The following is a 23,504-nucleotide window of genomic DNA, read 5'->3' on the forward strand; positions in this document are numbered from 1 at the left end:
AGCATGAAGCGTGATCCTCCCCCCAAAGGTCCCCCTGCTCAGGGGGATGAAAAGGCAGTCGGCGCCGCGAGGCGGTGTGACGTGCGAAACCCGGCTGCGGAAAGCAGCCGGGCGGCGCAACGGGAGAGGCGAAGCGGGGTCGTGCGGGGTGGAGCGGAGTCGTGCGAGGTGGCGCGGGATCAGGCGGCGCGCGCGGCGTTCGCCGCGATGGCGTCCCGCATGTAGACCGCGAGCCCGGGCCTGATCGCCTCGTAGGTGGCGGTGAAACGGGCGTCCGCCACGTACATCTCGCCGAGCCTGGTGTGCATCTCGTGGCCGCACTCGTAGCTGGTGCGGGAGATGAAGCGGCGGTGTTCCTCGGCGAGGTCCATCACGGCGGGCGCGTCGGGCGGGTCGCCGGCCGCCAGCCGGTCGGCGATGGCGTGGTGGATGGCGTCCATCTCGCGGGTGAACGCCTTCCAGTCGTCCTTGGTGTACGACGCCGCCTTGCGCTGCGACTGCCGCCACTCGGGCGTGCCGCCCCAGCGCTGCTCGGCCTCCTCTGCGTACCTGTCCGGGTCGAAGTCGCCGAAGACCTCGAACTTCTCTTCGGGGGTGAGGTTGATGCCCATTTTCCGTGCCTCCATGGCGCGTTCCACGGCGGCGGCCATCTCCGTCAGCCGGCCGATCCGCGCGGTCAGCAGGGTGTGCTGACGGCGCAGATGGCCGACCGGGTCGGCGTCCGGGTCGTCCAGCAAGGTGGCCACCTCTTCCAGGGGGAAGCCCAGCTCCCGGTAGAAGAGGATCTGCTGCAACCTGTCCAGATCGGTGTCGGTGTAGCGCCGGTGCCCGGCCGCCGTGCGGGTGCCGGGCACCAGCAGTCCGATCTCGTCGTAGTGGTGCAGCGTGCGCACGGTGACCCCGGTGAACCCTGCGACCTGCCCGACGGAGTGGCTCACTTCCGCCTCCTTCTCGCTTACGGCAGTCCACGGTGCCCCCTCACGCCACGTGAGGTGCAAGGGGCTTCCGCTTCCCTACGCCGGGCTGTCGGACAGGACGCTGAGGTCGCGTGCGCCTTCGCCCGCCATGACGAAGGCGCCCCTCTCCAGGCGGCCGATCAGCTCGCGGGCCCAGGCCGCTTCGCTGTCCGCGGTGCGGACCCACAGCTTCATGATCTCCCCGATGTGGCCCTCCTCCTCGGGGACGGCACTGGAGGGGCTCCAACTCGCGGTGACCTCGTCCCGCCAGCCTTCCAGTGCGGCCACGCGCTGTGCGAGCAGGTCGATGGCCTCGCCGCGCGGGAGGTCGACGAGGAAGCCGATGGCGGAGGTCAGCAGTTCCTGTTTCTCGCGGGTGGCGGTCAGCGCGTGCCGCAGCATCCGGAAGAACTCCGCCTCACCGGCCGCGGTGATCTCGTACTCGGTGCGCGGGGGGCCGCCCGCCGTGCTGGGGGCGATGTCGTGCGCGAGCAGCAGGTCCTGCTTGGCCAGCTGTTTGAGCGCGTGGTAGACCGACCCGGGCTTGGCGGTGGACCACTCGTGCGCGCCCCAGTACTCCAGGTCTCCTCGGACCTGGTAGCCGTGCGCCCGTCCGCGCAGGCGCACGTCTCCCAGCACCAGCAGCCGGATCGCCGACATCGCTTCCCCTGCGTGTTGAGTCCCTTGTCTCCGCGCCCCCTGGTCAAGTTTGACCAGTCAGCGGATCACGGAGGTTACTCCCCGGACTGCCAGGCCGACCAGTCGGGCTCGGGCATCGCCCCTGTCTCGAAGACCAGGTCGAAGGCGCCCTTGCCGTCGATCGTCTCGCGGACGAGGTCGGCGTGACCCGCGTGGCGGGCGAACTCCTCGATCAGGTGCAGCAGCCCCCAGCGCCAGGAGAACTCCCCGCCCTTGTCCCAGGGCGCCGGCGGGACGACGAACGTCTCGTCCAGCGAGTCGAGGGCCCGCACGGCCGCCTCGGTCTCGGCGCCGACCCGCTCGGAGAACGCGATCAGTTCCGCCGCCGTCTCCGTCTCGGTGGGCGTGAAGCTGTTCTCCCACTCCTCCTGCTTCTCCGCCTCGGCGGCCTCGACCCCCCGAAAGGTGCGCAACCAGCCCCGCTCGACCACGGTGACGTGCTTGAGGAGCCCGGCCACCGACAGTGCGCTGGCCGCGGGCGTGCTGCGCGCCTGCTCCTCGGTCAGCCCGTGGAGGGCTCGGCGGAGGCCGCCGCGCTGGGCCTCCAGATAGGCCAGAAGGGCTCCACGCTCGTCACCTGCGGACTCGGCTCGGACGACTACGGGCATGCTGCTCGCCACCTCACTGATCGGCCTTCCCGGTGTTCTTCCGGGCTGATGAGGCCACGGTAGAAAGCCTCGCGGTCAGCTCCCGTCCGCCGTGAGCGCCCGGCCCGTCCGCCGGACCCGCGGACCGGCGGATCCGCGGACCGGCGGACCGGGAGGAGAAACCGGCCGGGCCCGGCGCCAGTGGCGGGGTCCGGCCGGTGTGGAAACGGCGTCAGAACGGGAAGGTGCTCCGTTCCCGCTGGATGGACAGCCAGCGGGTGGTGGTGAAGGCCTCCACCACCTGGGGGCCGTTCAGGCGCCCGAGCCCGGAGAGCTTCTCGCCGCCGTAGGGCACGGTGGGCTCGTCGGCGACCGTGGAGTCGTTGACGTGGACCATGCCCGCGTCGATCCGCCGGGCCACCGCGATCCCCCGCTCGATGTCGGAGCTGTGCACGGCGCCGGCGAGCCCGTAGGGGGTGTCGTTGGCGACGTGGACGGCCTCCTCGTCCCCGTCGACGGCCACGACCAGGGCGACGGGGCCGAAGATCTCCTCGTGCAGCAGCGGCGAGGCCACCGGCAGGTCGGTGAGCACGCTGGGCGAGACGAGGTTGCCGTCGACGGCACCGTGCAGCAGCGCGGTGGCGCCTTCGGCGAGGGCCTGCTCGACGATGGCGGTCACACGCTCGGCCTGGCGGGAGTTGATGAGGGGGCCGATGTGGGTGGCGGGGTCGGCGGGGTCGCCCACCACGAGCCGCCGGACGCGCTCGACGAACTTGGGCGTGAACTCCGGCTCCAGGCGCCGGTCGACGATGATCCGGTTGGCCGCCATGCACAGCTGGCCCTGGTTGACGAAGCGGCTGTAGACGGCGGCGTCGACGGCGTAGTCCACATCGGCGTCGTCCAGCACCACCAGGCCGCTGTTGGAGCCCAGTTGCAGGATGACGCGTTTGAAGGTGCGGCCCGCGACGGTCGAGACGTGGCGGCCCACCCGGTCCGACCCGGTGAAGGAGATGACCTTGGGCACCGGGTGCTCGATGAGAGTGTCACCGATCTCCGCGCTGTCGGTGATGACGACGTTCACCAGCCCCGGCGGCAGTCCGGCGTCCTGGAGGACCTTGGCGACCAGGGTGCCGCCGCAGACGGGCGTGGACTGGTGCGGCTTGAGGACGACGGCGTTGCCCAGCGCGAGCGCGGGCGCGGCCGACTTGACCGCCAGCAGGAAGGGGTAGTTGAACGGCGAGATGATGCCGACGACCCCCACCGGGTCGCGGTGGACGCGGTTCTCCTTGCCCTGCACGGAGGACGGCAGGATCTGAGCGCTCGGAACCAGCGCGAGCTGGAGCGCCTCGCGGAAGAACTCCTTGACCATGTGGATCTCGAAGGCCGCCTTGAGCCGGGTACCGCCCAGCTCGGCGACGATGGCCTCCGTGATCGCGCTCTCCTGCTCCTCGATCACCCGGATCGCCCGCTCGAAGACGCGTCTGCGCGTGTAGGGGTTGGTGGCCGCCCACTCACGCTGGGCCCGTTCCGCGGCGCGGTACGCCTCGTCCACCTCGTCGCGGGTGGCGACGGTGATGGAGGCGAGCTTCTCCCCGTTGTAGGGGTTGAAGTCGATGATGTCCCAGGAACCCGTGCCGGGACGCCACTGGCCGTCTATGCACTGGAGGGCCAGATCCGTGAAGTAGGACATGCCATTCCTTCGTGGGGTTGAAGGAGATGCTGCTGGCTGGTCATCGTACCGGCCGATCACAGCAGTTGGCGGATTCGGTGAAGGTGATCCCGGGTGTGTTCGGGAGAAAGGCCGATTTCCACCAGTCGTCGCAGCACCTGGTCGTACTGCGCCACCTCGTCACGCTTGTCCAGATACAGCGCACTGGTCAGCTGTTCGAGGTAGACGATGTCGTTGAGGTCCGACTCGGGGAAGCGCAGCAGCGTGAACGCGCCGCTCTCCGCGGCGTGGCCGCCCAGCTCGAACGGGACGACGTACAGGGAGATGTTGGGCGCCTCGGAGACCTCGGCGAGGTGGAGCAGCTGGGCGTCCATGACGGCCGCGCTGCCGAAGGGGCGGCGCAGCGCGGCCTCGTCGAGGACGCAGAGCAGGTGCGGCGCGTGCTCCCCCAGCAGCAGCTTCTGGCGCTCCAGGCGGAGCGCCACGCGGCGGGCGACCTCGTCCTCGGCCAGCGGCGTGCGGTGTCCTGCGCTGACGACGGCGTGCGCGTACTCGTCGGTCTGCAGGAGGCCGTGGACGAACTGGACCTCGTAGGTGCTGATGCGGGAGGCGGCTCCCTCCAGGCCCACGTAGGTCTGGAACCAGGCGGGCAGCACGTCGCTGTAGTTGTGCCACCAGCCCGCGATGCTGGAGTCACGGGCGAGGGAGAGCAGGGGCTCGCGCTCGGTGTCGTCGGTGACGCCGTAGAGCGTGAGGAGGTCCTCCACGTCGCGGGCCTTGAAGCTGACGCGCCCCAGCTCCATGCGGCTGATCTTCGACTCGGACGCCCGGATCGAGTAGCCGGCGGCCTCGCGGGTGATGCCGCGCGCCTCCCGCAACCTTCTCAGCTGGGATCCGAGCAGGATGCGCCGCACCATGGAACCGCTGGCTCCGCCCGCCCCTTTCGGTACTGCGGTGCTGCTCTGTGCCGGTTGTGTTGCCATTCCGATCAGCCCTCCACCCCTGCTCGAGGGGAAGTGTGCCATCTCCGCGCTTCGTTGAGTGCCCACCCGATTACACACGAAGGAAAGTAGCGCGTGCACGTGCATCTGCCCTTGCATCTGCTGTGAGCATTGGGAACCATGGGGGAGGCACAAGTGGACCCGTCGGCCGGGGAGTTGGCCTTCGGGTGCGCCGTAACGCCCGCACCAGCGGGGAAGCACGTCCGACAGGGATCCACACAGGATCGCCGCTGCCGCTGACAGCCAGGAGTGGCCGTTGCACGGGACCGAAGGATCGACGGTGCTGGAGCCCTTATGGGACGGGCTCCCCACACCGGATGCCGCCTCGGTTTCCGGTTCGGTCTCCTGCGCGCTCCCCGCGCACCACCGATCCGTCTCCGGCGCGCGGGACTTCACCCGCAGGACGTTGCAGCGCTGGGGCCTGACCGAAGAGTTCGATGACGTGGCGCTGGTGGTCACCGAATTGGTGACCAATGCCATGCGGCACGGCCTGACCCCCGGCGCCGATCACGGGGCGGCGTCGGGGGACGAGGGCGGCCGGCAGGTGAGGCTCCACCTGACCTGCTGGTCCGCCCGACTGGTCTGTGCCGTACGCGATCCCAGCGACCAACCGCCCGACGTGTCGGCTGTGCGGGCCGCGCGGGCGGCGGCCCACGGGGGCTTCGGGGCTTCGGGCGGACCGTCCGGCCACGGGGGCCGAGGGCACGGGGGAAACGGGGGTAACGGGGGACACGGGGGCGTCGTGGATGCCGATGACGCGTGGGACGCGTCGAGCGCCTTGGCTCCTTACGGGGAGGCCGAGGCGCTCGGCATCACGGCGGAGTCGGGCCGGGGTCTGTGCCTGGTCGACTCCTTCAGCGACACCTGGGGATGGCATCCGCTGCCGGGCCCACTGGCCGGGAAGGTCGTGTGGGCCCTCTTCCGGGTGGCCGAGGGCGCCGGCGATCCCGCGGGCACCCGGGATGTCATGGACGCAACAGATCGTCGAACTCCCCGGCTTTGACGCCGAGGATCATCGCCTCGACCTCCGCCGGCGTGTAGACGAGCGCCGGGCCTTCGGGGAAGCGCGAGTTGCGCACGGCGATGTCGCCGTCGGGCAGCTTCGCAAGTTCCACACACGTTCCCTGCGAATTGCTGAACCGGCTCTTCCGCCACACGACCCCCTGGAGGTCCTTGGCGGCCATGCCGTTGTACGCGTGAGGCACTGGGGTCTCCTGGACTCGTCCGGTGGGCCGTGCAGGTTGAACAGCAGGTCAGTGCCGACTGCCAACTCCCCGGGATCATAACTGCGTTCACGTACCGATGCATGTGCCGATGCACGTGCACGACCCGCGGTCGCAACCTCATCACAGCGGGTCAGACCCTTGACTTGAACTTGACTTCAAGTTCTAGCTTCGCCCCATGAGCATGGAGATGACCGCGTGGAACGCGCTCTACAACTCGCGCCACGCCCACCAGGACCAGCACCCGTTCTCCGCCGCGACGGTCCGCCGCATCGTCCGCTTCGCACACCGCCACCACCGTAAACTGGTAGCTTTCCTGCTGCTCAGCAGCGTGCTCGCGGTCGTCACCGTGGCCACACCGCTGCTCGCCGGCCGGGTGATGAACGCCATCGACCGGCACGAGAGCACCTCCACCGTGCTCGTTTTCGCCGGGCTGATCGCGGCCATCGCACTGGCGGAGGCGGGGGTCGGCATTCTGACCCGCTGGCTGTCCGCGCGGATCGGTGAGGGGCTCATCCTCGATCTGCGTACCGCCGTCTACGACCACGTGCAGCGCATGCCCGTGGCCTTCTTCACCCGCACTCGTACAGGTGCCCTCGTCAGCCGACTCAACAATGACGTCATCGGAGCGCAGCGCGCCTTCTCCTCCACCCTCTCCGAGGTCTTCAGCAACCTCGTCACCCTGCTGCTGACCCTCGTGGTGATGCTCAACCTCTCCTGGCAGATCACCCTCCTCACCCTCGCCCTGCTGCCGGTCTTCGTCCTGCCCGCCCGGCGGATGGGGGCCCGGCTCGCCCGGCTGGAGCGGGAGCGGGCCAACCACAACGCGGTGATGAGCACCCAGATGACAGAGCGCTTCTCCGCGCCGGGCGCCACCCTCGTCAAACTGTTCGGGCGGCCGGGGGAGGAGTCGGCCGCGTTCGCCCGGCGGGCAGGGCGCGTACGGGACATCGGCGTGCGCACCGCCATGGTGCAGGAGGTCTTCTTCACCGCGCTGACCCTCGTGGCGGCCCTCGCGCTCGCCCTCGTCTACGGGCTCGGCGGCACCTACGCACTGCGCGGCAGCCTCGACCCCGGCGCCGTCGTCTCCCTCGCCCTGCTGCTGACCCGCCTGTACGCCCCGCTGACCGCGCTGGCCAGCGCCCGCGTGGAGGTGATGAGCGCGCTCGTCAGCTTCCAGCGGGTGTTCGAGGTGCTCGACCTCAAGCCGCTGATCGAGGAGAAGGAAGGCGCCGAGGACCTGCCGGGGGAGCCGGCCTCCGTCGAGTTCGACGACGTCCACTTCAGCTACCCCTCCGCCGACAAGGTCTCCCTCGCCTCCCTGGAGGAGGTCGCCACCCTCGACACCAGGGGCGGCGAGGAGGTGCTGCACGGCATCTCCTTCCGGGCCGAACCCGGACAGATGATCGCCCTGGTGGGCTCCTCCGGAGCGGGCAAGTCCACGCTCGCCTCGCTGGCCCCCCGCCTCTACGACGTGGACAGCGGCGCCGTCCGTATCGGAGGCAAGGACGTGCGCGACCTGAGCGCCGCGTCCCTGCGGGCCACGCTCGGCATGGTCACCCAGGACGGCCACCTCTTCCACGACACCATCCGCGCCAACCTGCTGCTCCCCCGCCCCGACGCCACCGACGAGGAACTGTGGTCCGCGCTGCGCCGCGCCCGCCTGGACGAGCTGGTCGGCTCCCTGCCCGACGGTCTGGACACCCTGGTCGGTGAGCGCGGCTACCGGCTCTCCGGCGGGGAACGTCAGCGCCTGACGATCGCCCGGCTGCTGCTGGCCAGGCCCCAGGTCGTCGTACTCGACGAGGCGACGGCGCACCTGGACTCCACCTCGGAGGCGGCCGTACAAGAAGCGCTCGGCGAGGCGCTGGCCTCCCGCACCTCCCTGGTCATCGCCCACCGACTGTCCACCGTGCGGGCCGCCCACCGAATCCTCGTCCTGGAGGCGGGCCGAGTGGTCGAACAGGGCACCCACGAGGAGCTGCTGGCCGCGGGCGGCCGCTACGAACAGCTCTACCGCACCCAGTTCAGCGAGACCGGCACCAACGGCGGTACGGGTACCGAGAGCGGCACCGGCACCGGCTCCGACAGCCGGACCGGTACCGGCGGCGCGGAGGGTGCGGCAGGCGTGGGCGGCGGGGCGGCCGGGAGCTCCTCCGGTGGCCGGAGCGGCGGCGGGGCCGAGGTGGGCGCACTCGCGTGAGCGGCCCTCACCCGGGCGGGCGCGCTCGGCGGGCGGCGGACGAGGGGGCGGCACAGGGTGGGAGAGAGGCCCGCCCCCGCGGGGCGGCCCTCCTCGACGCCGGCCGGCCGACCGCCGCACGAATCCCGGAAGGACACGAGCGCCATGAGCTGCTCCAGCCTGGAGGCCCTGACCCGCTGCTCCGTCGCCGTCGACCTGGGCGCCGCCAGGACCCGCGTCTACGCCAAGGGGACGGGGCTGATCGTCGACCAGCCCTCGGTCGTCGCCGTGAACACCTCCTCGGGCGCGCTGATCGCGGTCGGCGATGCGGCCGAGCGGATGGACGGGCGCACCCCCCAGCACATCCGGGTCGTCAGACCCGTGGCCGGCGGGACCGTACGCGACATCGACATGGCGCGCCGGATGGTGCGCTCCCTCATCGGCGAGAGGCTGCGCCGGGTCAGACGGCGCAGGGTGATGGCCCACGCGGCGGCCACCGTTCCGCACGACGCCGACCCGCTGGCCTGCCGCGCCGCCGTGGAGACCCTGACGGGGGTGGGCGCACGCCGCGTCGAGCTGGTGGAGGCGCCCATCGCGGCGGCGATCGGCGCGGGTCTGCCGGTCGCCCAGCCCGAGGCGGCCATGGTGCTGGTGTGCGGTACGACCACGACGCAGGTGGCCGTCGTCTCCGTGGGGGCGATCGTGGCGGCGGGCACGGTGGGCCTGGGCGGCGACACCATCCACCACGCCGTCGTGCAGTACCTGCGCAACCGGCACGAGCTGCTGCTGCCCAGCCAGGAGGTCCGCCCGCTGCACCTGGCGCTGCTCGGCAGCGGCGGCGTCGGCAACGGCGTCTACACGGGCCTGATCGACGTCCAGGGCCGCGACGTGGTGTCGGGTCTTGCCCGCACCGTCACCATCGACCCCGAAGAGGTGCGCAGCGCCATCCAGACCCCGCTCACCGGCCTGCTGGACACCATCCGCACCGTCCTGCTCCGCTGCCCGCCCGACCTGGTGGCCGACCTGGCCGACCGCGGCATGGTCCTGACCGGCGGCAGCGCCGTCCTGCCGGGCCTCGCCGACCAGCTGAGGGAGCACACGGGCATGGGCGTGCGACTCGCCCAGGAGCCCGAGCTGGCCTCGGTGAACGGGCTCGCCGCCCTGATGGCCGGGCGTCTCGCGCCGAACCCCGCAGCCGAGGAGGAGGCGCAGGGCCCAGCCACGGCGGGCGCCGCCCGCGACGCGCTGTCGGGCCCCCACCCCCTGTCCGGGGACCGGGAGGTCATCGGCGCGCCCGAGAGCGGCGCGGCGGCCGACGCGGTGCCGGTACCGGGCCAGGAGGCCGGGTGACCCCGGGCCCGCGAGCCCACGCCCACGGGGCCTCCGGTACCCACGGGGTTCGGCCCTGGCCGGACCGGCCCCGCCTCCGGCCGCACCGGGCCGGGGCTCAGATGGCCCCGGCGGCCCGGTCTTGGGGGGCGTAGGGCCCGAAGAGATCGACCAGGCGGGAGCGGGAGCGTTGGAGGCGGTCGCCCATGACCGCCGCGATGGAGCGCGTCATCGCCAGGCCCAGTTCCTTGTCCTCCTCGCACAGCAACCGCACCGACTGCGCGTCGAATTCGAGCGCTCGTACGGGGCTGTCCGCCTGGGCGCCCAGCGACCACACGTACGGCTGGAACATCCAGGACCAGCCGAGCAGCTCCCCGTGGCGGACATGGTCGATGGCCACGTCCCTGTGCCCTGGTATGTGCATGGCGAGTGTCGCGGAGCCTGTGTGCAGGATCCAGAAGCGGTCGGCCCTCGTGCCCTCTTCGAAGATTTGTTCTCCGGCGTCGAAGTGCACTTCGTGTCCAAGGGAGCGCACCCGCTCGCGCTGGTCGGATGTCAGCTCGGCGAGCAGTCCCGTCGTGGTCTGCATGGCCCGCCCTCCCTTCCGGGAACAGAGCGACGTATTCCCACGTCACGGCTTTTTCAGCGTAACGCGCATCACCCGAACAGGCGAGTAACAGCCGGACGGAACGTACCGTCGGCGGTATGTGCAGGAACATCAGGACACTACGTCCCCCCTACGCCGATACCGTCACCGACGAGGACGTCCGGGCGGCCGCGCTCCAGTACGTGCGCAAGGTGTCCGGCTTCCGGGCGCCCGCCGCGCACAACCAGGCGGCCTTCGACCTGGCCGTCGAGCAGATCGCCGAGGCAACCGGCAGGCTGCTGGAAGACCTCCGGGTGAGGGGCGCGGCCCCCCGCTGAGCCACGCTCCCGCGTCTTTGCGCTCCGGACGCGGCCTCAGCTCCCCTCGCGAGCCCCCTGGACATTCCGCGCCTCCCGGGCATCCCGCGCCTCCCGAGCCCCCTCGCGGCCCTCCAGCAGGTGCAGCAGCTCGCCCAGCACCTCGGCGAGCTGCTCGCGCCGCTCGCCCCCGAGCCCCGCGAGCAGCGACCGCTCGTAGGCCACCTGCTCGGGCATGATCCGGTCCACCAGCTGCCGGCCGCCGTCGGTGAGCGACAGGTGTGCCACGCGCCGGTCGCGGGCGTCCGGACGCCGTACGACCAGCCCTTTCTCCTCCAGCGTGCGCACCCGCTTGGTGACAGCCGTGCCCGAGGCGTACGTCTCCCTGGCGAGCTGCCCGAAGCTCAGCTCGCGGTCTTCACGGCGCAGGGCGCTGAGGATGTCGAATTCGGGGCGTGAGAACCCCTCGTGCGCCAGCGGCGCGTCGGACGCCTGCCGCAGCAGCGCCGCGCACCTGGTCAGACGCCCGATGACCCCGATCGGCCCGGTGTCGAGATCCGGGAGCACCCGCTGCCACTGGCCTAGGACCCTGGCGACGACGTCCCCCTCCGAGCCCTCGACGCCCTCTGAGCCCCGTGAGCCCTGCGAGCCCTCGGTCACCGCGCCGTCACGCTCAGGCCCCGCGAGCCCCGGGACCCCTCCCGTCCGGCGGCCTCGCTCGGCCGCCCTCCCTCCGTTCGCGTCCGCTCTCTCGCCGGGTGCGGCGTCCTCCGGCACGCGCTGCCCCTCTCGCCCGAGCTGTCGTCTCCCGTTCACCGCTCAATTCTGCCGCCGGGGGGCGCGGCGACGGTGGAGCGGGGTCCCGCCGCGGGCGTCAGCGCGCCGGTGGCGGCGCACCGCGCCCGGACCGGGAGGAGCAGGCCCCGGACCGGGCGCGGCTGAGGGAGCAGACGGCTGCGGGAGGAGGCGGCCGAGGCAGGAGACGGCCGAGGCTCCGCCGCGGTGGCGCCCGCCTCTCTGATGCGCTCGCGCTCCTCCGCGTCGGTCGTGGCGACGGTCAGCCGCGCGGCGGTCTTCCCGCCGACGTGCGCACCGGCGTAGCTGTCGCCCGAGCAGGTGCCGCCACAGCAGCGGTGCTCCCGCCAGCGGGCGGGTCACCAGGCCCGGCGCCGGCGGGAACGTCGCCCTGCACAGGCCCACCGCCCGCCCCACCCGCACCAGGTGCACACAGGAGGCAGTGTCCGTCTCGTACACGGCCTGCGGCGTGAACCCGGCGCGCGCGCAGGCCGCCGCAAAGCACTCCGCGAAGCAGCCGTCGCCGGGCACGTTCGTCCAGCGCGCCCCGCCAGCTCGGCGAGCGGCACCTCGTCGCGGACCGCCAGCGGATCCGCCTCGGGAAGCATGACGAACACCGGGTCGACGGCCACCTCGCGCCAGACCACCTCCGCGCCCGCCGCGGTGAACGGTGGCGGGCTCCGGCCGCACGCCCCCGTGAGCGCGTAGTCGATCCGCCCCTCGGTCAGCAGGCCCGCCAGCTCGACGGCCGACCACGACGTGTACGTCGTCACCGACGCGCTCGGATAGGCGTCGGGCCAGCCGGTCCACCAGCCCGCCGAGCAGGGGCCCATGGGTGCCGCCGAGCCGGAAGCGGGCGGGACCGCCATGGCCGTCGGCCCGCTCGCGGCTGAACCTGCGCGCACTGGCCTGGAGCTCGGTCACCGCGGGCACCAGCACCCGGGCCCGCTCCAGCACCAGCTCCCCCAGTTCGGTGGGCCGCACCCCGTGCGGGCCCCGGACGAAGAGAGCGCCGCCGAGCGAGCGCTCCATCCGTTTGAGCTGCGCGCTCAGCGCGGGCTGGGCGAGCCCTGACCCGGTGGCCGCCCGCGTCAGGCTGCCCGCCTCGGCGATGGCCGAGACGACCTTGAGGTGTCTCAGTTCCAGATCCATGTCCTTACGGTGGGGCGGCCCACCGGCACCGACAAGAGGCGTGCCCCACCCGGCGCCGGGCCGAAGTGGGTGGCCGGCCCGCGCGACGAGTATGTTGTCATACAGCAAATGTTGCGGGGAGGAAGAAGGGTGGGACATGACCAGCACGGGTGACGCCTGTGCCGCCGCGCACCCGGACCAGGCGCGGACGGAAGTGATACGGCTACCCGGCGGGGCCAGCCTATGGGTGGTACGCGTCGAAGGCGGCATCCGAGACGCCCACCACCCCGCGCTGAGCGCCGCCAGGCCGCCCTCCCCCGGCACCGTGGCCGTGGTCGTCGACCTGGCCCTGGCGCCCCTCGTCTCCGCCGCCGGGGCCCGCGCCCTGACCTCCCTCGCCCACGACCTGGCCGACGACGGGACCGACCTGCTGGTGGCCACCGCGGACGAGGCGGTCGGCCGCGCGCTGGCCGGGGACGACGTGCTGACCGTCGTCCCCAAAGTGGCCGAGGCCACCGCGCCCTACGCCGGGGGGCCGAGCCCGGCCCCGGCCCACGAGGCCGCCCAGGACCGCGCCACCGCCCCGGACGGCAAGGCCGGCACGGGCGACCTGCCCAGCACGGACAGCGGGGCCCGCGTGAGCGCCATGGCCCACGCGGGCGGAGCGGCCCCTGCGGGCGCCGCGGCCCGTGCGGGCCGAGCCGGGATGGACGGCAGCGCCGGGGCGGACGGCAGCGCCGACACGGGCCGCAAGGTCACCATCAGGAGCAGGACAGGTACGGGCCCCGGGGGCGGCGCCGGCGACAGGGCGGTGGGGCCGGGCGTCGGCGTGGCCGGAGGCGTGGACGGCCGGGCCGGGGTGGACGACAGGGCCGGGGTGGACGACAGGGCCGGACAGGAGGGGGAGCGGTTGCGCGCGGAGGTGCGCAACCTCAAGGCGGAGGTGCGCAACCTGCGCGCGAAGGCGCGCACGCACCCGCTCGTCTCCCGCGCCCAGGGAATACTCGAAGAGCGCTACCACCTGCCGGACGACCGTGCGGCCTTCCAGCTCATGGAGGCCAGCTCGCAGCGGTTCAACGTGCGGCTGCGCACCCTCGCCACCGCCGTGGTGACGGTGCCGCGCCCCCGCTCCCCGCACTCCGACTGGTTTCCGGGACGCGAACGGCGGGTGCCGCCCGCCCTGGCGTTCCAGCCAGGGCTGCGCGCCGCGTCGGCGAACTCCTCCGAGGTGCTGGGCGCGGTGCTGCGCCGCAGCATGGAGATCACCGAGGCGACGATGGGCGACGTGCGGCTGGTGGACCCGGTCACGGGCAGCCTGCGGCTGGAGAAGCACCAGGGACTCGACGAGGACTTCGCGGAGTTCTTCGACCGCGTCGACTACAGCCGCACGGACGGGGCGGAGACCGCCTGCGCGGTGGCCGCCCGTCAGGGCACCCGCGTCACCGTCACGGACGTGGCGGCGGACACGGTCTTCGCCGAGTCCGCCAAGCGGGCTCTGCTGGCCGCGGGCAGCCGCGGCTGCCACAGCACACCGCTGACCGCCGCCCCGGGGCAGCTCCTGGGCGTCGTCTCCACCCACCACGCCCATCCGGTACAGGCGCTCACCGCGACGCAGGCGCGCACTCTGGACGAGATGGGGGCCCAAGCGGGCCGCTGGCTCGACTGGTACCAGCGCACCGTCGTCCTCGACGCCCTGGAGGACCTGCACCACAGGGGAGGCACCTGGGCCTAGCCTCGACCCCGCGTGAGGGCTTCTTCCTCCGGGAAGCGCCTCCGGCGGTGGCCGGACAGCCCGCCCCGCGAAAGCGCGGGGTTCGTCGGTCCGATCGGCCGTACCCCGCGCAGCGGATGGCACCCGTGCTGCGCGGCCGTCGCGAGGGCTGCGTCGATGTCGTCGACCGAGAAGGCGACCCGGTGCATGCCGATCTCGCGGGGGCGAGTGGGCTCCGACTCGCTCGCTTCGGGGCGGAGGTACTCGAAGAGTTCGAGACGACCGTGGCCGTCCGGCGTCTGGAGCATCGCGATGTCGGCGTGATTGCCGTCAAGGCCGACGGCGGTGTCCGTCCGCCTCCGACGGTGGCGGAAACCGCGAGGCCGGGCGCCTTCGCGGCGTTGACGGAGATCACCCGCCCGGACGACGATGCGGACATGAGCGCACCCGCAGCCGCCCGTCCTTCGCCGCCCCGCCGGCCCTACCCCGGAGGGGAGAAATGAGCGCCTGCTGCGGTCCCGGCCGCGCCGCGGGGCCGACGGCGGCCCCCGTGGCAGAGGAGGCCGACTTCGCGGTCCCCGCCCGCACCCGTGCCGACGTCCTGCGCGGCATGGTCCGCATCCCGGGCGGCCCGTTCCTGATGGGCGGGGACGACGCGGACGCCGTCCCGGTGGACGGTGAGGGGCCGGTGCGCGAGGTCACCGTCTCGGCCTTCCGCATCGACGAGGCGTGCGTGACGAACGCGCGGTTCGCCCGCTTCGTCAAGGCGACGGGGTACCGGACGGAGGCCGAACGCTTCGGCTGGAGCTACGTCTTCGGCCCGTTCGTCCCGTCCACGGCCCAGGCTTCCGTACTGTCGGGGACCGTGCCGGGCGCCCCCTGGTGGCGGGCGGTGGAGGGCGCGTACTGGCGGGCGCCCGAGGGGCCAGGATCCTCCGTCGGGGAGCGCGACCACCACCCCGCCGTCCACGTCTCGTGGCACGACGCGAGCGCCTACGCGCGGTGGGCGGGCAAACGGCTGCCCACCGAGGCCGAGTGGGAGAAGGCCGCGCGCGGCGGCCTCGTCCAGGCCAGGTTCCCCTGGGGCGACGAGCTGTCCCCCCGCGGCCGGCACCGCTGCAACATCTGGCGGGGCCGCTTCCCCACGCACAACACCGGAGAGGACGGCCACGTGGGCACGGCCCCGGTCAACGCGTTCGGGGCGAACGGGTACGGCCTCTACAACATGGCGGGCAACGTGTGGGAGTGGTGCGCGGACCGCTTCTCCGCCGACTGGCACGCCGCGGACCGCCCCGAGACGCGGAGCGACCCCGCGGGGCCCTCGGAGGGCGCCAACCGGGTCCTGCGCGGCGGCTCACACCTGTGCCACCACACGTACTGCAACCGGTACCGCGTCGCCGCCCGCACCGCGAACGCGCCCGACAGTTCGACGGGACACGGCGGTTTCCGCTGCGCGGTGTCCGAGTCGGCGCTGCCGGATCACTGATCACCCGTGGACCGGGCCCACGCGCTCCGGTGCACGTCCCGCAGCGCCTCGGTCAGCCGGGCCGTGACCCGAGCGAGTCGATCCGGAGTGTCCACGTGCCGTCGGCGTTGAGGCCGAGGCAGGAGAACTCGTCGACGCCCCACCACGTGTTGCCGTCCTTTTCGCAGGCGGCCCTGGTCGGCTCCGTGTACGTGTCGCCCACCATGTAGGCGTACGGGTCGGGCAGCGCCTGTGCTGCTCCGGCGGCGACGCCGGAGCAGGCGATGAGGCCGGCGCCGAGAACGGCGGCGCGCTTGAGTCCGCGCATGTGATGCTTCTTCTGTGTATGCGGGGTGCGGCGGGAGGCGTCCCCGTCCCCTGAGAGCGCCTCCCGACACGACTGAGAGCGCCTCCCGACACGACGGGACCGATCTTCGGTACCGAAGGGTCCGGGTGAAGGCCGTCCTGTGGGCTCAGGCCGCAGGGCCGCTCCAGCGGTAGAGGTGGACCGGGCGGCCCGTCTCGCCGTGCTTGAGGCGGCGGCGGACCAGGCCCGCACCCTCCAACAGCTTCAGGTAGCGCTGCGCCGTCTGCCGGCTCAGGCCCGCGCGCTCGGCGACCTCCTGCGCCGATAGGGGCCCGCGGGCGGCGTGCACGACGCCGCGCACCAGGTCGGCGGTGAGCACCGAATGCCCCTTGGGGAGGGTTTCGGCGCCGTCGCCGGGGACGGCCGCCGCGCCGAAGATCCGGTCCACCGTCTCCTGCGTGGCCTCGGCCACCGGAGCGGTGGCCAGCTCCTGGCGCAGCGCCGCGTAGCTGTCGAGCTTGCCGCGCAGGTGGGCGAAGGTGAACGGCTTCACGACGTACTGGAGCGCCCCCTGGCGCTGGGCCGCGCGGACGGTCGCCGTGTCCCGGGCCGCCGTCACCATGATGACCTCGGGATCCACACCGGTCCCGTGCAGCCGGTGCAGCAGCGCCAGTCCCGACTCGTCCGGCAGGTAGTGGTCCAGCAGGACCAGGTCGACGGGGTGACCGCGCAGGAAGAGCAGCGCCTCGGCGGCGCTGTGCGCGGTGCCGCTGACGCGGAATCCTGAGATCTTCTCGACGTAAGCGGCGTTGATGCGGGCGACGTTCGGGTCGTCGTCCACGACCAGGACGTCGATGACCTCGCCCGCGGCGGTGTCGGCGGTCTCGTCTGCTGCACCCGTCATGTCCGCGCCCCTCCCGGCCCCGCGGCCGCCCGGCGGCCGCCGCGGTCGCCGTCGCGGGGATCGCCGTCGCCGGGATCGCGAAAGCCGTCGCCGTCGCGCTCGCCACCTCCGTCACGCGCAGGCTCGTGGCCGGTCTCGTCCGCGTCGTCCGGGAGGGCTTGCGCCAGTGCCTCCGGCAGGACGACGCGGAACTCGGCGCCACCGCCGGGTGCGGCGCCGACCCGTACGCTGCCGCCGGCCCGCACGGCGAACCGGCGTACCAGGGCCAGGCCGAGGCCCCGGTGCGCTCCGGAGTCGTCGGGGTGCGCGCCCGCACCCGTGGACTTCGTCGACCAGCCCTCCTCGAACACCAGGTGCCGCCGTGCGGCGGGCACGCCGGGGCCCGAGTCCCGTACGGCCAGCAGGACCGTACGGTCCTCCGCGCACAACTCCACCTCGACCGCCGGTTGGGCCCCGCCGGACGCCGCGTCGAGCGCGTTGTCCACCAGGTTGCCGACGACGGTCACCAGGCCGCCCGGATCGACCAGGCGGTCGGGGAGGTGGGAGGCGGGGGCGAGGCGCAGGGCGACGCCGCGCTCGGCGGCGACCGCCGCCTTGCCGACCAGCAGCGCGGACAGCAGCGGATCGTGGACCCGCTCGGTGACCTGCTCCGCGGTGGCGCGGTGCACGCCGAGCGCGTCGGTGACGAACCGCGCGGCCTCCTCGTACAACTCCAGCTCCAGCAGGCCGAGGAGGGTGTGCAGGCGGTTGGCGTGCTCGTGGTCCTGGGCGCGGAGCGCGTCGAGGAGCCCGCGGGTGCCCTCCAGTTCGCGGCCGAGGCGCAGCAGTTCGGTGCGGTCACGGAGAGTGGCGACGGCGCCGCCGTCCGCCGTGGGCATCCGGTTGGCGACCAGGACGCGGTTGCCGCAGACGGTCACCAGGTCGCGCCCCGTCACCCGCCCGGCCAGCACGTCCGCCGTACGGCCCCCGCGCTCCGGCGGCTGGCCGCCCGCCCGGTCCGGTGCGGCACCGAGCGCTTCGGCGACCGGGCGGCCGAGCGCTTCGGGGCCGAGGCCGAGCAGCCGCTGGGCCTCGTCGTTGACGAGCCGGAGACGCCCGTCCGCGTCGAGCGCGACGACGCCTTCCGCGAGGCCGTGCAGCATCGCTTCCCGCTCCGCCAGCAGCGCCGAGATGTCGGAGAAGGCGAGCGCGTGGGTGCGGCGGCGCAGCCTGCGGGCGAGGAGGTAGGCGGCGAGCGCCCCGACGGCCAGCGCACCGCCCGCGTACGTCAGCAGCCCGGGCACGGCCGCCAGCAGCCCCTCGCGGACGTTGGCGTAGTCGATGCCGACGGAGACGGCGCCGACGACGCGCCCGTCCGCGTCCCGCAGCGGGGCCTTGCCGCGCGCGGAGCGGCCGAGAGTGCCCTCGTCGATCTGCGTCACCTCCCGGCCTTCGAGCGCCTGCCCCGGGTCGGTGGAGACGCGGCGGCCGACCGCCGAGGGCGAGGGGTGGGACCAGCGGATGCCGCGCCGGTCCAGCACGACGACGTACTCGGCGCCGGTGGACCGGCGGATGCGCTCCGCCTCCCTCTGGAGCGGCCCGTCGGCGGAGGGCGCGCGCCCGGCTTCCCGGTGGGCGGCCAGCTCGGCCGCGAGCTGCGGCCTGGCGGCCGTGGTCTGGGCGATGGCGAGGGCGCGGCGCATCGCCTGCCGGTCGAGCTGGTCGCCGAGCGGCGCCAGGAACAGCCCGCTGACCAGCGCGGTCACCCCGACGACGAGGGCGAGCTGCGCGGTCAGCACGTGGGAGAAGACGCGGCGCGGCGGCCTGATACGCGGCGGCCTGATACGCATGGTGCGTCGCCTCCTCTCCGTCCCGCTGTGGGTCGTCCCGCTGCCCGTCGTGCGTGCAGGTGTGCGCGGGTGCGCGGGTGTGCCGGTCTGTACCGCGGCCGACCGGAACCATGGGCTCCGTTTCTCTCCTGTCCGGAAGAGTAGGGGAACCCACTCTCCCCGCGAGAGGCCCTACAGGATGCCGAACAAGAACCCGGCCGCCAGTACGGACAGCGACGTGAGCACGGCCCACTTGATCGTGAACCTGGTGTGCTCGCCGAACTCGACCTTCGCCATCCCGACCAGCACGTACACGGCCGGCACCAGTGGGCTGGACATGTGCAGCGGCTGGCCGACGAGCGAGGCGCGGGCGATCTCCAGCGAGCTCACCCCGTGGGCGGCCCCCGCCTCGGAGAGGATCGGGACGATGCCGAAGTAGAAGCCGTCGTTCGACATCAGATACGTGAACGGGATGCTGAGAACCCCCGTGACCAGCGCCATGTGCGGCCCGAGCGCGTCGGGGACGGCGCCGACGACGGAGCGGGCCATCTCCTCCACCATGCCCGTACCTGTCAGGACGCCGGTGAAGACGGCCGCGGCGAAGACCATGCCGGAGACGTTGAGCACGTTCTCCGCGTGGGCGGCGATCCGGGCCTTCTGGTCGGCCATCTCGCGGAAGTTCACCGTCAGCGCGACCGCCGCACCCAGCAGGAACAGCACCGGGATCGGCAGCAGCTGAGCGATCAGCAGGGCGAGCAGCACCACGGTGAGGGCCGCGTTGAACCAGTACAGCCGCGGGCGCAGGCACGCGCGGTCCGGGTCCAGGACGGCCGACTCCGCGCCGGAGGACTCCGGGGCCGCCCCGCCGCCGGGCACCGCGCTCCCACCGGCCGCGGGGCCGCCACCGCCCGTGGCACCGCGCTTGCGGAGCGAGACGCGCGCCCGGAGACCACCGCCGCCGCGGCTGCCGCTGCCACTGCCCGGACCGGCAGCCGCGCCCGCGCCCACCAGCGCGGTCTCCGGCTCCCCCGCGTCCTCGTGCGCGGCACCGCGCTCGCCAGGCCCGCGCTCGCCCGGCCCGTCGAGGGAGAGGGCACCCAGGCGGCGCCGTTCCCGTACGCCGAGGACGTAGGCGAGAGCGAGGACGCAGACCATGCCGACGGCGAGCGCGGGCACCATCGGGACGAAGATGTCGCCGGCGTCGAGGTGGAGCGCGGTCGCGGCCCGCGCGGTGGGGCCGCCCCACGGCAGGGTGTTCATGACGCCGTTGGCGGTGGCGGCTACCCCCGTCATCACGACCACACTCATGCCCAGCCGCCGGTAGAGCGGCAGCATCGCCGAGACGGTGATCATGAACGTCGTCGAGCCGTCGCCGTCGAGCGAGACGATCGCGGCGAGCACCGCCGTGCCGACGACGATCCGCATGGGGTCGGCCTTGCAGAACCGCAGGATGCCGCGCACGATCGGGTCGAAGAGACCCACGTCGATCATCACGCCGAAGTAGATGATCGCGAACATCAGCATCGCGGCCGTGGGCGCGAGGTCACCGATCCCGTCGAGCACGTAACCGCCCAGATCGGCCCCCTGGCCGACCAGGACGCAGAACAGCGCGGGAACGAGCACCAGCGCGGCGATGGGGGACATCTTCTTCGTCATGATGAGCCCCAGGAAGACGGCGATCATGACGAATCCGAGGATCGTCAGCATGGAAACCCAATCTCTCGCCCGCCGTGAGAGCGGCGGGGCCCGCCCGGGGCCGGAAGACGGTCTCCGGTGCCCGGCAACGAAAGGCGGCGGGGCATCGGGGCCCGGCCGACAGCCCTCCGGCCGGGCCCCGATGCCCTGCGGTCGCCCGACCGTAAGCAGCGCGACATCCCCGTCACAAGAGCGTCATCCGCGAGCAATATGCGCGAAACCCCAGCTCATAGGGGTGCGCGGACCACGCAGGCCCCGGGGAGCGGCCCCGGGGCCCTCAGCGGCGCCGGGTGATTGGGCCCGCGCGCGCGGGGGCACCCGGGAAGCGGCCTGACAAGGAATGCCGAGCCACGGAAGTGATCAGGCATGGCTGCCGAGACCACTCAGACCGTCACGATCGAGGGCGGCGACGGCGCCCTCCTCACCGGCGACCTCGCGGTGCCCGACGGGGCGAACGCGACCGTGCTGTTCGCGCACGGCAGCGGCAGCTCGCGCTTCAGTCCCCGCAACCGTGCGGTGGCCGCCGCGCTGCGCGAGGAGGGCCTGGCCACGCTGCTGCTGGACCTGCTGACCGGGGACGAGGAGCACACGGACGTGGCGACCGCCGAACACCGCTTCGACATCCCGCTGCTCGGGCGACGCTTGGTGGCGGCGGTCGACGCGCTGGAGGCGCACGAGCTGACCGGCGGACTGCCGGTCGGCCTGTTCGGGGCGAGCACCGGCGCCGCGGCCGCGCTGACCGCCGCCGCCGACCGGACGCGCACGGTCTACGCGGTGGTCTCCCGGGGAGGCCGTCCCGACCTGGCCGGTGACGCGCTGCCGGAGGTGCTGGCTCCCGTCCTGCTGATCGTCGGCGGGAACGACCAGGAGGTGCTGCGGCTCAACGAGGCGGCGGCAGCCCGGCTGCGGGCCCCGCACCGTATCCACGTCGTCCCCTCGGCCACGCACCTGTTCGAGGAACCCGGGGCGTTGGAGGAGGTCGCCCGGGAGGCGAGCCGCTGGTTCGCGCTCCCGCCCACCACGGACGGCGAGTAGCCGCACGGCGAACAACCGCACGGCGACAACCCGCACAGGGTGCCGACAGCCGCCGAGGGCGCGCCCAGTCACCGATGGTGCGCCCAGCCACAGCCCGACTCTCGGAAACCCGACTCTCGGAAATGGGAGGAACCCCGATGCGTTTCGCAGACCGCACCCAGGCGGGCCGCGAACTCGCCGCCTCGCTCGATGACCTGCGGCGGCAGGAGGAACTGGCCGACCCGCTGGTCCTGGCGCTGCCCCGCGGGGGCGTGCCCGTCGCCGTGGAGGTGGCGCGCGCCCTGCACGCGCCGCTCGACGTGCTCGTCGCCCGCAAGATCGGGCTTCCGGGCCGGCCCGAGTACGGGGTCGGCGCGATCGCCGGCGAGGACCCGCCCGTCTACGACCGCACAGCGCTGGAGATGCTGGGACTGACCGAGGACCGGCTGGCCTCCCAGGTCGCGCACGAGCGGACGGAACTCCACCGCCGCGAGGCCCTCTACCGGGGCGACCGCCCGGCCCCACGCGTCGCGGACCGCGCCGTGATCGTCGTCGACGACGGCCTCGCCACAGGAGTCACCGCACGCGCCGCGCTCCGCCGCGTACGCGGGCAGGGGCCCGCCCGCCTGGTGCTCGCCGCCCCTGTCGGCGCGCCCCAGTCCGTGACGGCGCTCAGCTCCGAGGCCGACACGGTGGTCTGCCTGCACCAGCCGGCCGCCTTCGAGGCCGTCGGCCTCTGGTACGACGACTTCCCGCAGACCACGGACGAGGAGGTCCTCGCCACTCTGCACGCCACACCGGCCGGTTGAGGCACCCCGGCAGCACCGTACAGAACCGGCCAACTGCGAGGTATGCCACAAGAGGCGCCCAGAGACCCAGTTGCCCTGTTCCAGGGGCGTATCGTCGGCGTCTGGCCGCCCGCGTGGACCGACGCGGGTGGCCGGTTCTGTGTCCACAGTCCGAGAGGAGAGCCGTCCATGCCGGCCGACAGCAGCCCCGCCTCGCCGATCTACAACAGCCTGATCGAGGAGCACGGTGACGTGCTCGCGGAGGTACGCGAAACCGCGCAGGCGCTCCAGCAGGAGGCCGAGCAGGCGCTCGACTTCTCCCCGGTGCACAGCCGCCACCCCGATACCGGCAGACCCCAGGAGCCCACCCCCGCCTCTCCCCCGCCTGCCTCTGGCTCTGCCCCCGGTCCCGCACCTGCTCCGTCCGCCGCTCCCGCGGTGGCTCCCGCCTCCGCCGAACCCGGCGCTTCCACCGGTGCTCCCGCCGCCACTCCCGCGGGCCCACGGGAACGGCCTCGGCGTCCGCGCCCGTTGGGACAGCGCGCACAGCCGGAGCAGCAGCCGCACACCACGCCGCCCGCACAGGACAGCCACCAGGGCTGAGCCCGCCCGCCCGGCGGGCCTCTCACCGGGACGCGGTACGCACCCGGTGCAGGGCCGCGGCCAACGCCTTGCGTACGGGCTCGGGTACGGGCGTGCCCTCCGCGCCGGCGACCAGCGCCCCGGCCACCCGGCGCAACTTCACGTTGGAGTGCTGGGAGACCCGCACCAGCACCCACCACGCCGTCTGCGCGTCGCAGGGCGCCAGAGCCATCACCATGCCGCGCGCCTGGTCGATGACCGGCCGGGACGCGGAGGCCTGCCGCAACTGCTCCACCTCGGTGCGCAGCGCCTCGACCTGCTCACGCAACTGCTCCCGCTGCCGCTCCGCCGGGGCCTCACCGTGTTCGCCGCGCTCACCGTGGCGCGTGCCGGGCGGGTGCCGTGCCGCCGACTCGGCGCGCGAGGGCGCGGCGGCGGTGGCTCTGCGGCGAGCGCGGTCCACGGACGTCCTCACCGAGCCGGTTGCCGCACCCATCGGTCCCCCAGGGGTGGTCGTCCTCAACGTGGCGTTCTGGCGCGTGATCGGCCTCATCGGGCCTCGTTCGGCCTCCTTCGAGGGTGGCCCCGCGACCCCGGGCGCAGCAACCCCCGAACCGGCCCCGCGTTCCCGGATAAATCCCCACCGAAGGTGCTGCGGCACCGGGGGCTGTTTCCCCAACCCACCGGTGCCTGCACGAGGCGAGCTCGGCCCCGCGCACTGGTGCAGGTAACCGAGCGCGCCTCCGGCCAAACGG

General features: G+C 73.2%; 22 protein-coding genes and 2 pseudogenes. 9 read left to right on the top strand and 15 right to left on the bottom strand.

The window, feature by feature from the left end; all coding sequences use genetic code 11:
* Positions 1-179 precede the first annotated feature (179 nt).
* The 5 genes from DQ392_RS31095 to DQ392_RS31115 form a co-directional block, all read right to left on the bottom strand.
* Entirely contained in the window at positions 180-938 is a 759-nt protein-coding gene (locus tag DQ392_RS31095) for a MerR family transcriptional regulator (protein WP_114019037.1), read from the bottom strand.
* A gap of 75 nt (positions 939-1,013) precedes the next feature.
* Positions 1,014-1,616: a PadR family transcriptional regulator gene (locus DQ392_RS31100; RefSeq protein ID WP_114019038.1), complete on the bottom strand. Its 603-nt coding sequence runs from the start codon at positions 1,614-1,616 to the stop codon at positions 1,014-1,016.
* 74 nt (positions 1,617-1,690) lie between these two features.
* Positions 1,691-2,263, bottom strand: a complete 573-nt coding sequence (locus DQ392_RS31105; protein ID WP_114019039.1) for a DinB family protein — start codon at positions 2,261-2,263, stop codon at positions 1,691-1,693.
* Positions 2,264-2,474: 211 nt separating this feature from the next.
* Positions 2,475-3,932, bottom strand: coding sequence for an aldehyde dehydrogenase family protein (locus DQ392_RS31110; protein WP_114019040.1), 1,458 nt, complete (start codon positions 3,930-3,932; stop codon positions 2,475-2,477).
* A 56-nt stretch (positions 3,933-3,988) separates the two neighbouring features.
* Positions 3,989-4,828 (bottom strand): helix-turn-helix domain-containing protein, encoded by an 840-nt coding sequence (locus tag DQ392_RS31115; protein ID WP_245982184.1) that lies wholly within the window; start codon positions 4,826-4,828, stop codon positions 3,989-3,991.
* A gap of 340 nt (positions 4,829-5,168) precedes the next feature.
* Here DQ392_RS31115 and DQ392_RS31120 point away from each other — a divergent pair, with 340 nt between their 5' ends.
* The gene (locus DQ392_RS31120; protein WP_114019042.1) at positions 5,169-5,915 is read left to right on the top strand and encodes an ATP-binding protein; all 747 of its coding nucleotides are present in this window, start codon (positions 5,169-5,171) and stop codon (positions 5,913-5,915) included.
* Here the strand turns inward: DQ392_RS31120 and DQ392_RS31125 are convergent.
* The gene (locus DQ392_RS31125) at positions 5,878-6,117 is read right to left on the bottom strand and encodes a DUF397 domain-containing protein (protein ID WP_114019043.1); all 240 of its coding nucleotides are present in this window, start codon (positions 6,115-6,117) and stop codon (positions 5,878-5,880) included. The genes DQ392_RS31120 and DQ392_RS31125 overlap by 38 nt on opposite strands.
* A 196-nt stretch (positions 6,118-6,313) precedes the next feature.
* Between DQ392_RS31125 and DQ392_RS31130 the strand changes: the two genes are divergently transcribed.
* The gene (locus DQ392_RS31130) at positions 6,314-8,338 is read left to right on the top strand and encodes an ABC transporter ATP-binding protein (protein ID WP_245982186.1); all 2,025 of its coding nucleotides are present in this window, start codon (positions 6,314-6,316) and stop codon (positions 8,336-8,338) included.
* A 144-nt stretch (positions 8,339-8,482) separates the two neighbouring features.
* Positions 8,483-9,667: a rod shape-determining protein gene (locus DQ392_RS31135; protein ID WP_114019044.1), complete on the top strand. Its 1,185-nt coding sequence runs from the start codon at positions 8,483-8,485 to the stop codon at positions 9,665-9,667.
* A gap of 97 nt (positions 9,668-9,764) precedes the next feature.
* Here the strand turns inward: DQ392_RS31135 and DQ392_RS31140 are convergent, their stop codons facing one another.
* On the bottom strand, positions 9,765-10,235 hold the full coding sequence (locus DQ392_RS31140; RefSeq protein ID WP_114019045.1) for a Crp/Fnr family transcriptional regulator: 471 nt from the start codon (positions 10,233-10,235) through the stop codon (positions 9,765-9,767).
* A gap of 116 nt (positions 10,236-10,351) precedes the next feature.
* Here DQ392_RS31140 and DQ392_RS31145 point away from each other — a divergent pair, with 116 nt between their 5' ends.
* Positions 10,352-10,570 carry a DUF2277 domain-containing protein gene (locus DQ392_RS31145; protein ID WP_114019046.1) on the top strand — a complete coding sequence of 73 codons (219 nt, stop codon included), beginning with the start codon at positions 10,352-10,354 and terminating at the stop codon, positions 10,568-10,570.
* 36 nt (positions 10,571-10,606) lie between these two features.
* On the opposite strand, the gene DQ392_RS31150 is transcribed toward DQ392_RS31145, so the two are convergent.
* Both DQ392_RS31150 and DQ392_RS31155 read right to left on the bottom strand, forming a co-directional pair.
* Positions 10,607-11,209 carry a MarR family winged helix-turn-helix transcriptional regulator gene (locus DQ392_RS31150; protein WP_245982197.1) on the bottom strand — a complete coding sequence of 201 codons (603 nt, stop codon included), beginning with the start codon at positions 11,207-11,209 and terminating at the stop codon, positions 10,607-10,609.
* A gap of 159 nt (positions 11,210-11,368) precedes the next feature.
* Positions 11,369-12,496, bottom strand: a pseudogene (locus DQ392_RS31155) (LysR family transcriptional regulator).
* 136 nt (positions 12,497-12,632) lie between these two features.
* On the opposite strand from DQ392_RS31155, the gene DQ392_RS31160 reads away from it, so the two are divergent.
* Entirely contained in the window at positions 12,633-14,207 is a 1,575-nt protein-coding gene (locus DQ392_RS31160) for an ANTAR domain-containing protein (RefSeq protein WP_245982188.1), read from the top strand.
* A gap of 101 nt (positions 14,208-14,308) precedes the next feature.
* On the opposite strand, the pseudogene DQ392_RS35590 reads toward DQ392_RS31160, so the two are convergent.
* A pseudogene (locus tag DQ392_RS35590) lies at positions 14,309-14,539 on the bottom strand (VOC family protein); the annotation flags it as partial.
* Between the two features lie 146 nt (positions 14,540-14,685).
* Between DQ392_RS35590 and DQ392_RS31170 the strand changes: the two are divergent.
* Positions 14,686-15,672: a formylglycine-generating enzyme family protein gene (locus DQ392_RS31170; RefSeq protein WP_114019049.1), complete on the top strand. Its 987-nt coding sequence runs from the start codon at positions 14,686-14,688 to the stop codon at positions 15,670-15,672.
* A gap of 52 nt (positions 15,673-15,724) precedes the next feature.
* Here DQ392_RS31170 and DQ392_RS31175 read toward each other — a convergent pair whose 3' ends face one another.
* From DQ392_RS31175 to DQ392_RS31190, 4 genes are all read right to left on the bottom strand, one after another.
* A complete protein-coding gene (locus DQ392_RS31175) occupies positions 15,725-15,979 on the bottom strand; it encodes a hypothetical protein (protein ID WP_114019050.1) in 255 nt (84 codons plus the stop codon).
* Positions 15,980-16,124: 145 nt separating this feature from the next.
* Entirely contained in the window at positions 16,125-16,862 is a 738-nt protein-coding gene (locus tag DQ392_RS31180; RefSeq protein ID WP_114019051.1) for a response regulator, read from the bottom strand.
* Positions 16,859-18,691 carry a sensor histidine kinase gene (locus tag DQ392_RS31185; RefSeq protein ID WP_114019052.1) on the bottom strand — a complete coding sequence of 611 codons (1,833 nt, stop codon included), beginning with the start codon at positions 18,689-18,691 and terminating at the stop codon, positions 16,859-16,861. Before DQ392_RS31185 ends, DQ392_RS31180 begins: the two co-directional genes overlap by 4 nt.
* A 171-nt stretch (positions 18,692-18,862) precedes the next feature.
* A complete protein-coding gene (locus DQ392_RS31190; protein WP_114019053.1) occupies positions 18,863-20,377 on the bottom strand; it encodes a CitMHS family transporter in 1,515 nt (504 codons plus the stop codon).
* Positions 20,378-20,731: 354 nt separating this feature from the next.
* Between DQ392_RS31190 and DQ392_RS31195 the strand changes: the two genes are divergently transcribed.
* The 3 genes from DQ392_RS31195 (at position 20,732) to DQ392_RS31205 (ending at position 22,770) form a co-directional block, all read left to right on the top strand.
* Positions 20,732-21,400 carry a dienelactone hydrolase family protein gene (locus DQ392_RS31195; RefSeq protein WP_114019054.1) on the top strand — a complete coding sequence of 223 codons (669 nt, stop codon included), beginning with the start codon at positions 20,732-20,734 and terminating at the stop codon, positions 21,398-21,400.
* A 137-nt stretch (positions 21,401-21,537) separates the two neighbouring features.
* Positions 21,538-22,188: a phosphoribosyltransferase gene (locus tag DQ392_RS31200; protein WP_114019055.1), complete on the top strand. Its 651-nt coding sequence runs from the start codon at positions 21,538-21,540 to the stop codon at positions 22,186-22,188.
* A 168-nt stretch (positions 22,189-22,356) separates the two neighbouring features.
* Positions 22,357-22,770, top strand: coding sequence for a hypothetical protein (locus tag DQ392_RS31205; protein ID WP_114019056.1), 414 nt, complete (start codon positions 22,357-22,359; stop codon positions 22,768-22,770).
* A 22-nt stretch (positions 22,771-22,792) separates the two neighbouring features.
* Here the strand turns inward: DQ392_RS31205 and DQ392_RS31210 are convergent, their stop codons facing one another.
* Positions 22,793-23,212 carry an ANTAR domain-containing protein gene (locus DQ392_RS31210; protein ID WP_245982190.1) on the bottom strand — a complete coding sequence of 140 codons (420 nt, stop codon included), beginning with the start codon at positions 23,210-23,212 and terminating at the stop codon, positions 22,793-22,795.
* Positions 23,213-23,504 lie beyond the last annotated feature (292 nt).

Source organism: Streptomyces reniochalinae, assembly GCF_003323735.1.
GTDB classification, from domain to species: domain Bacteria; phylum Actinomycetota; class Actinomycetes; order Streptomycetales; family Streptomycetaceae; genus Streptomyces; species Streptomyces reniochalinae.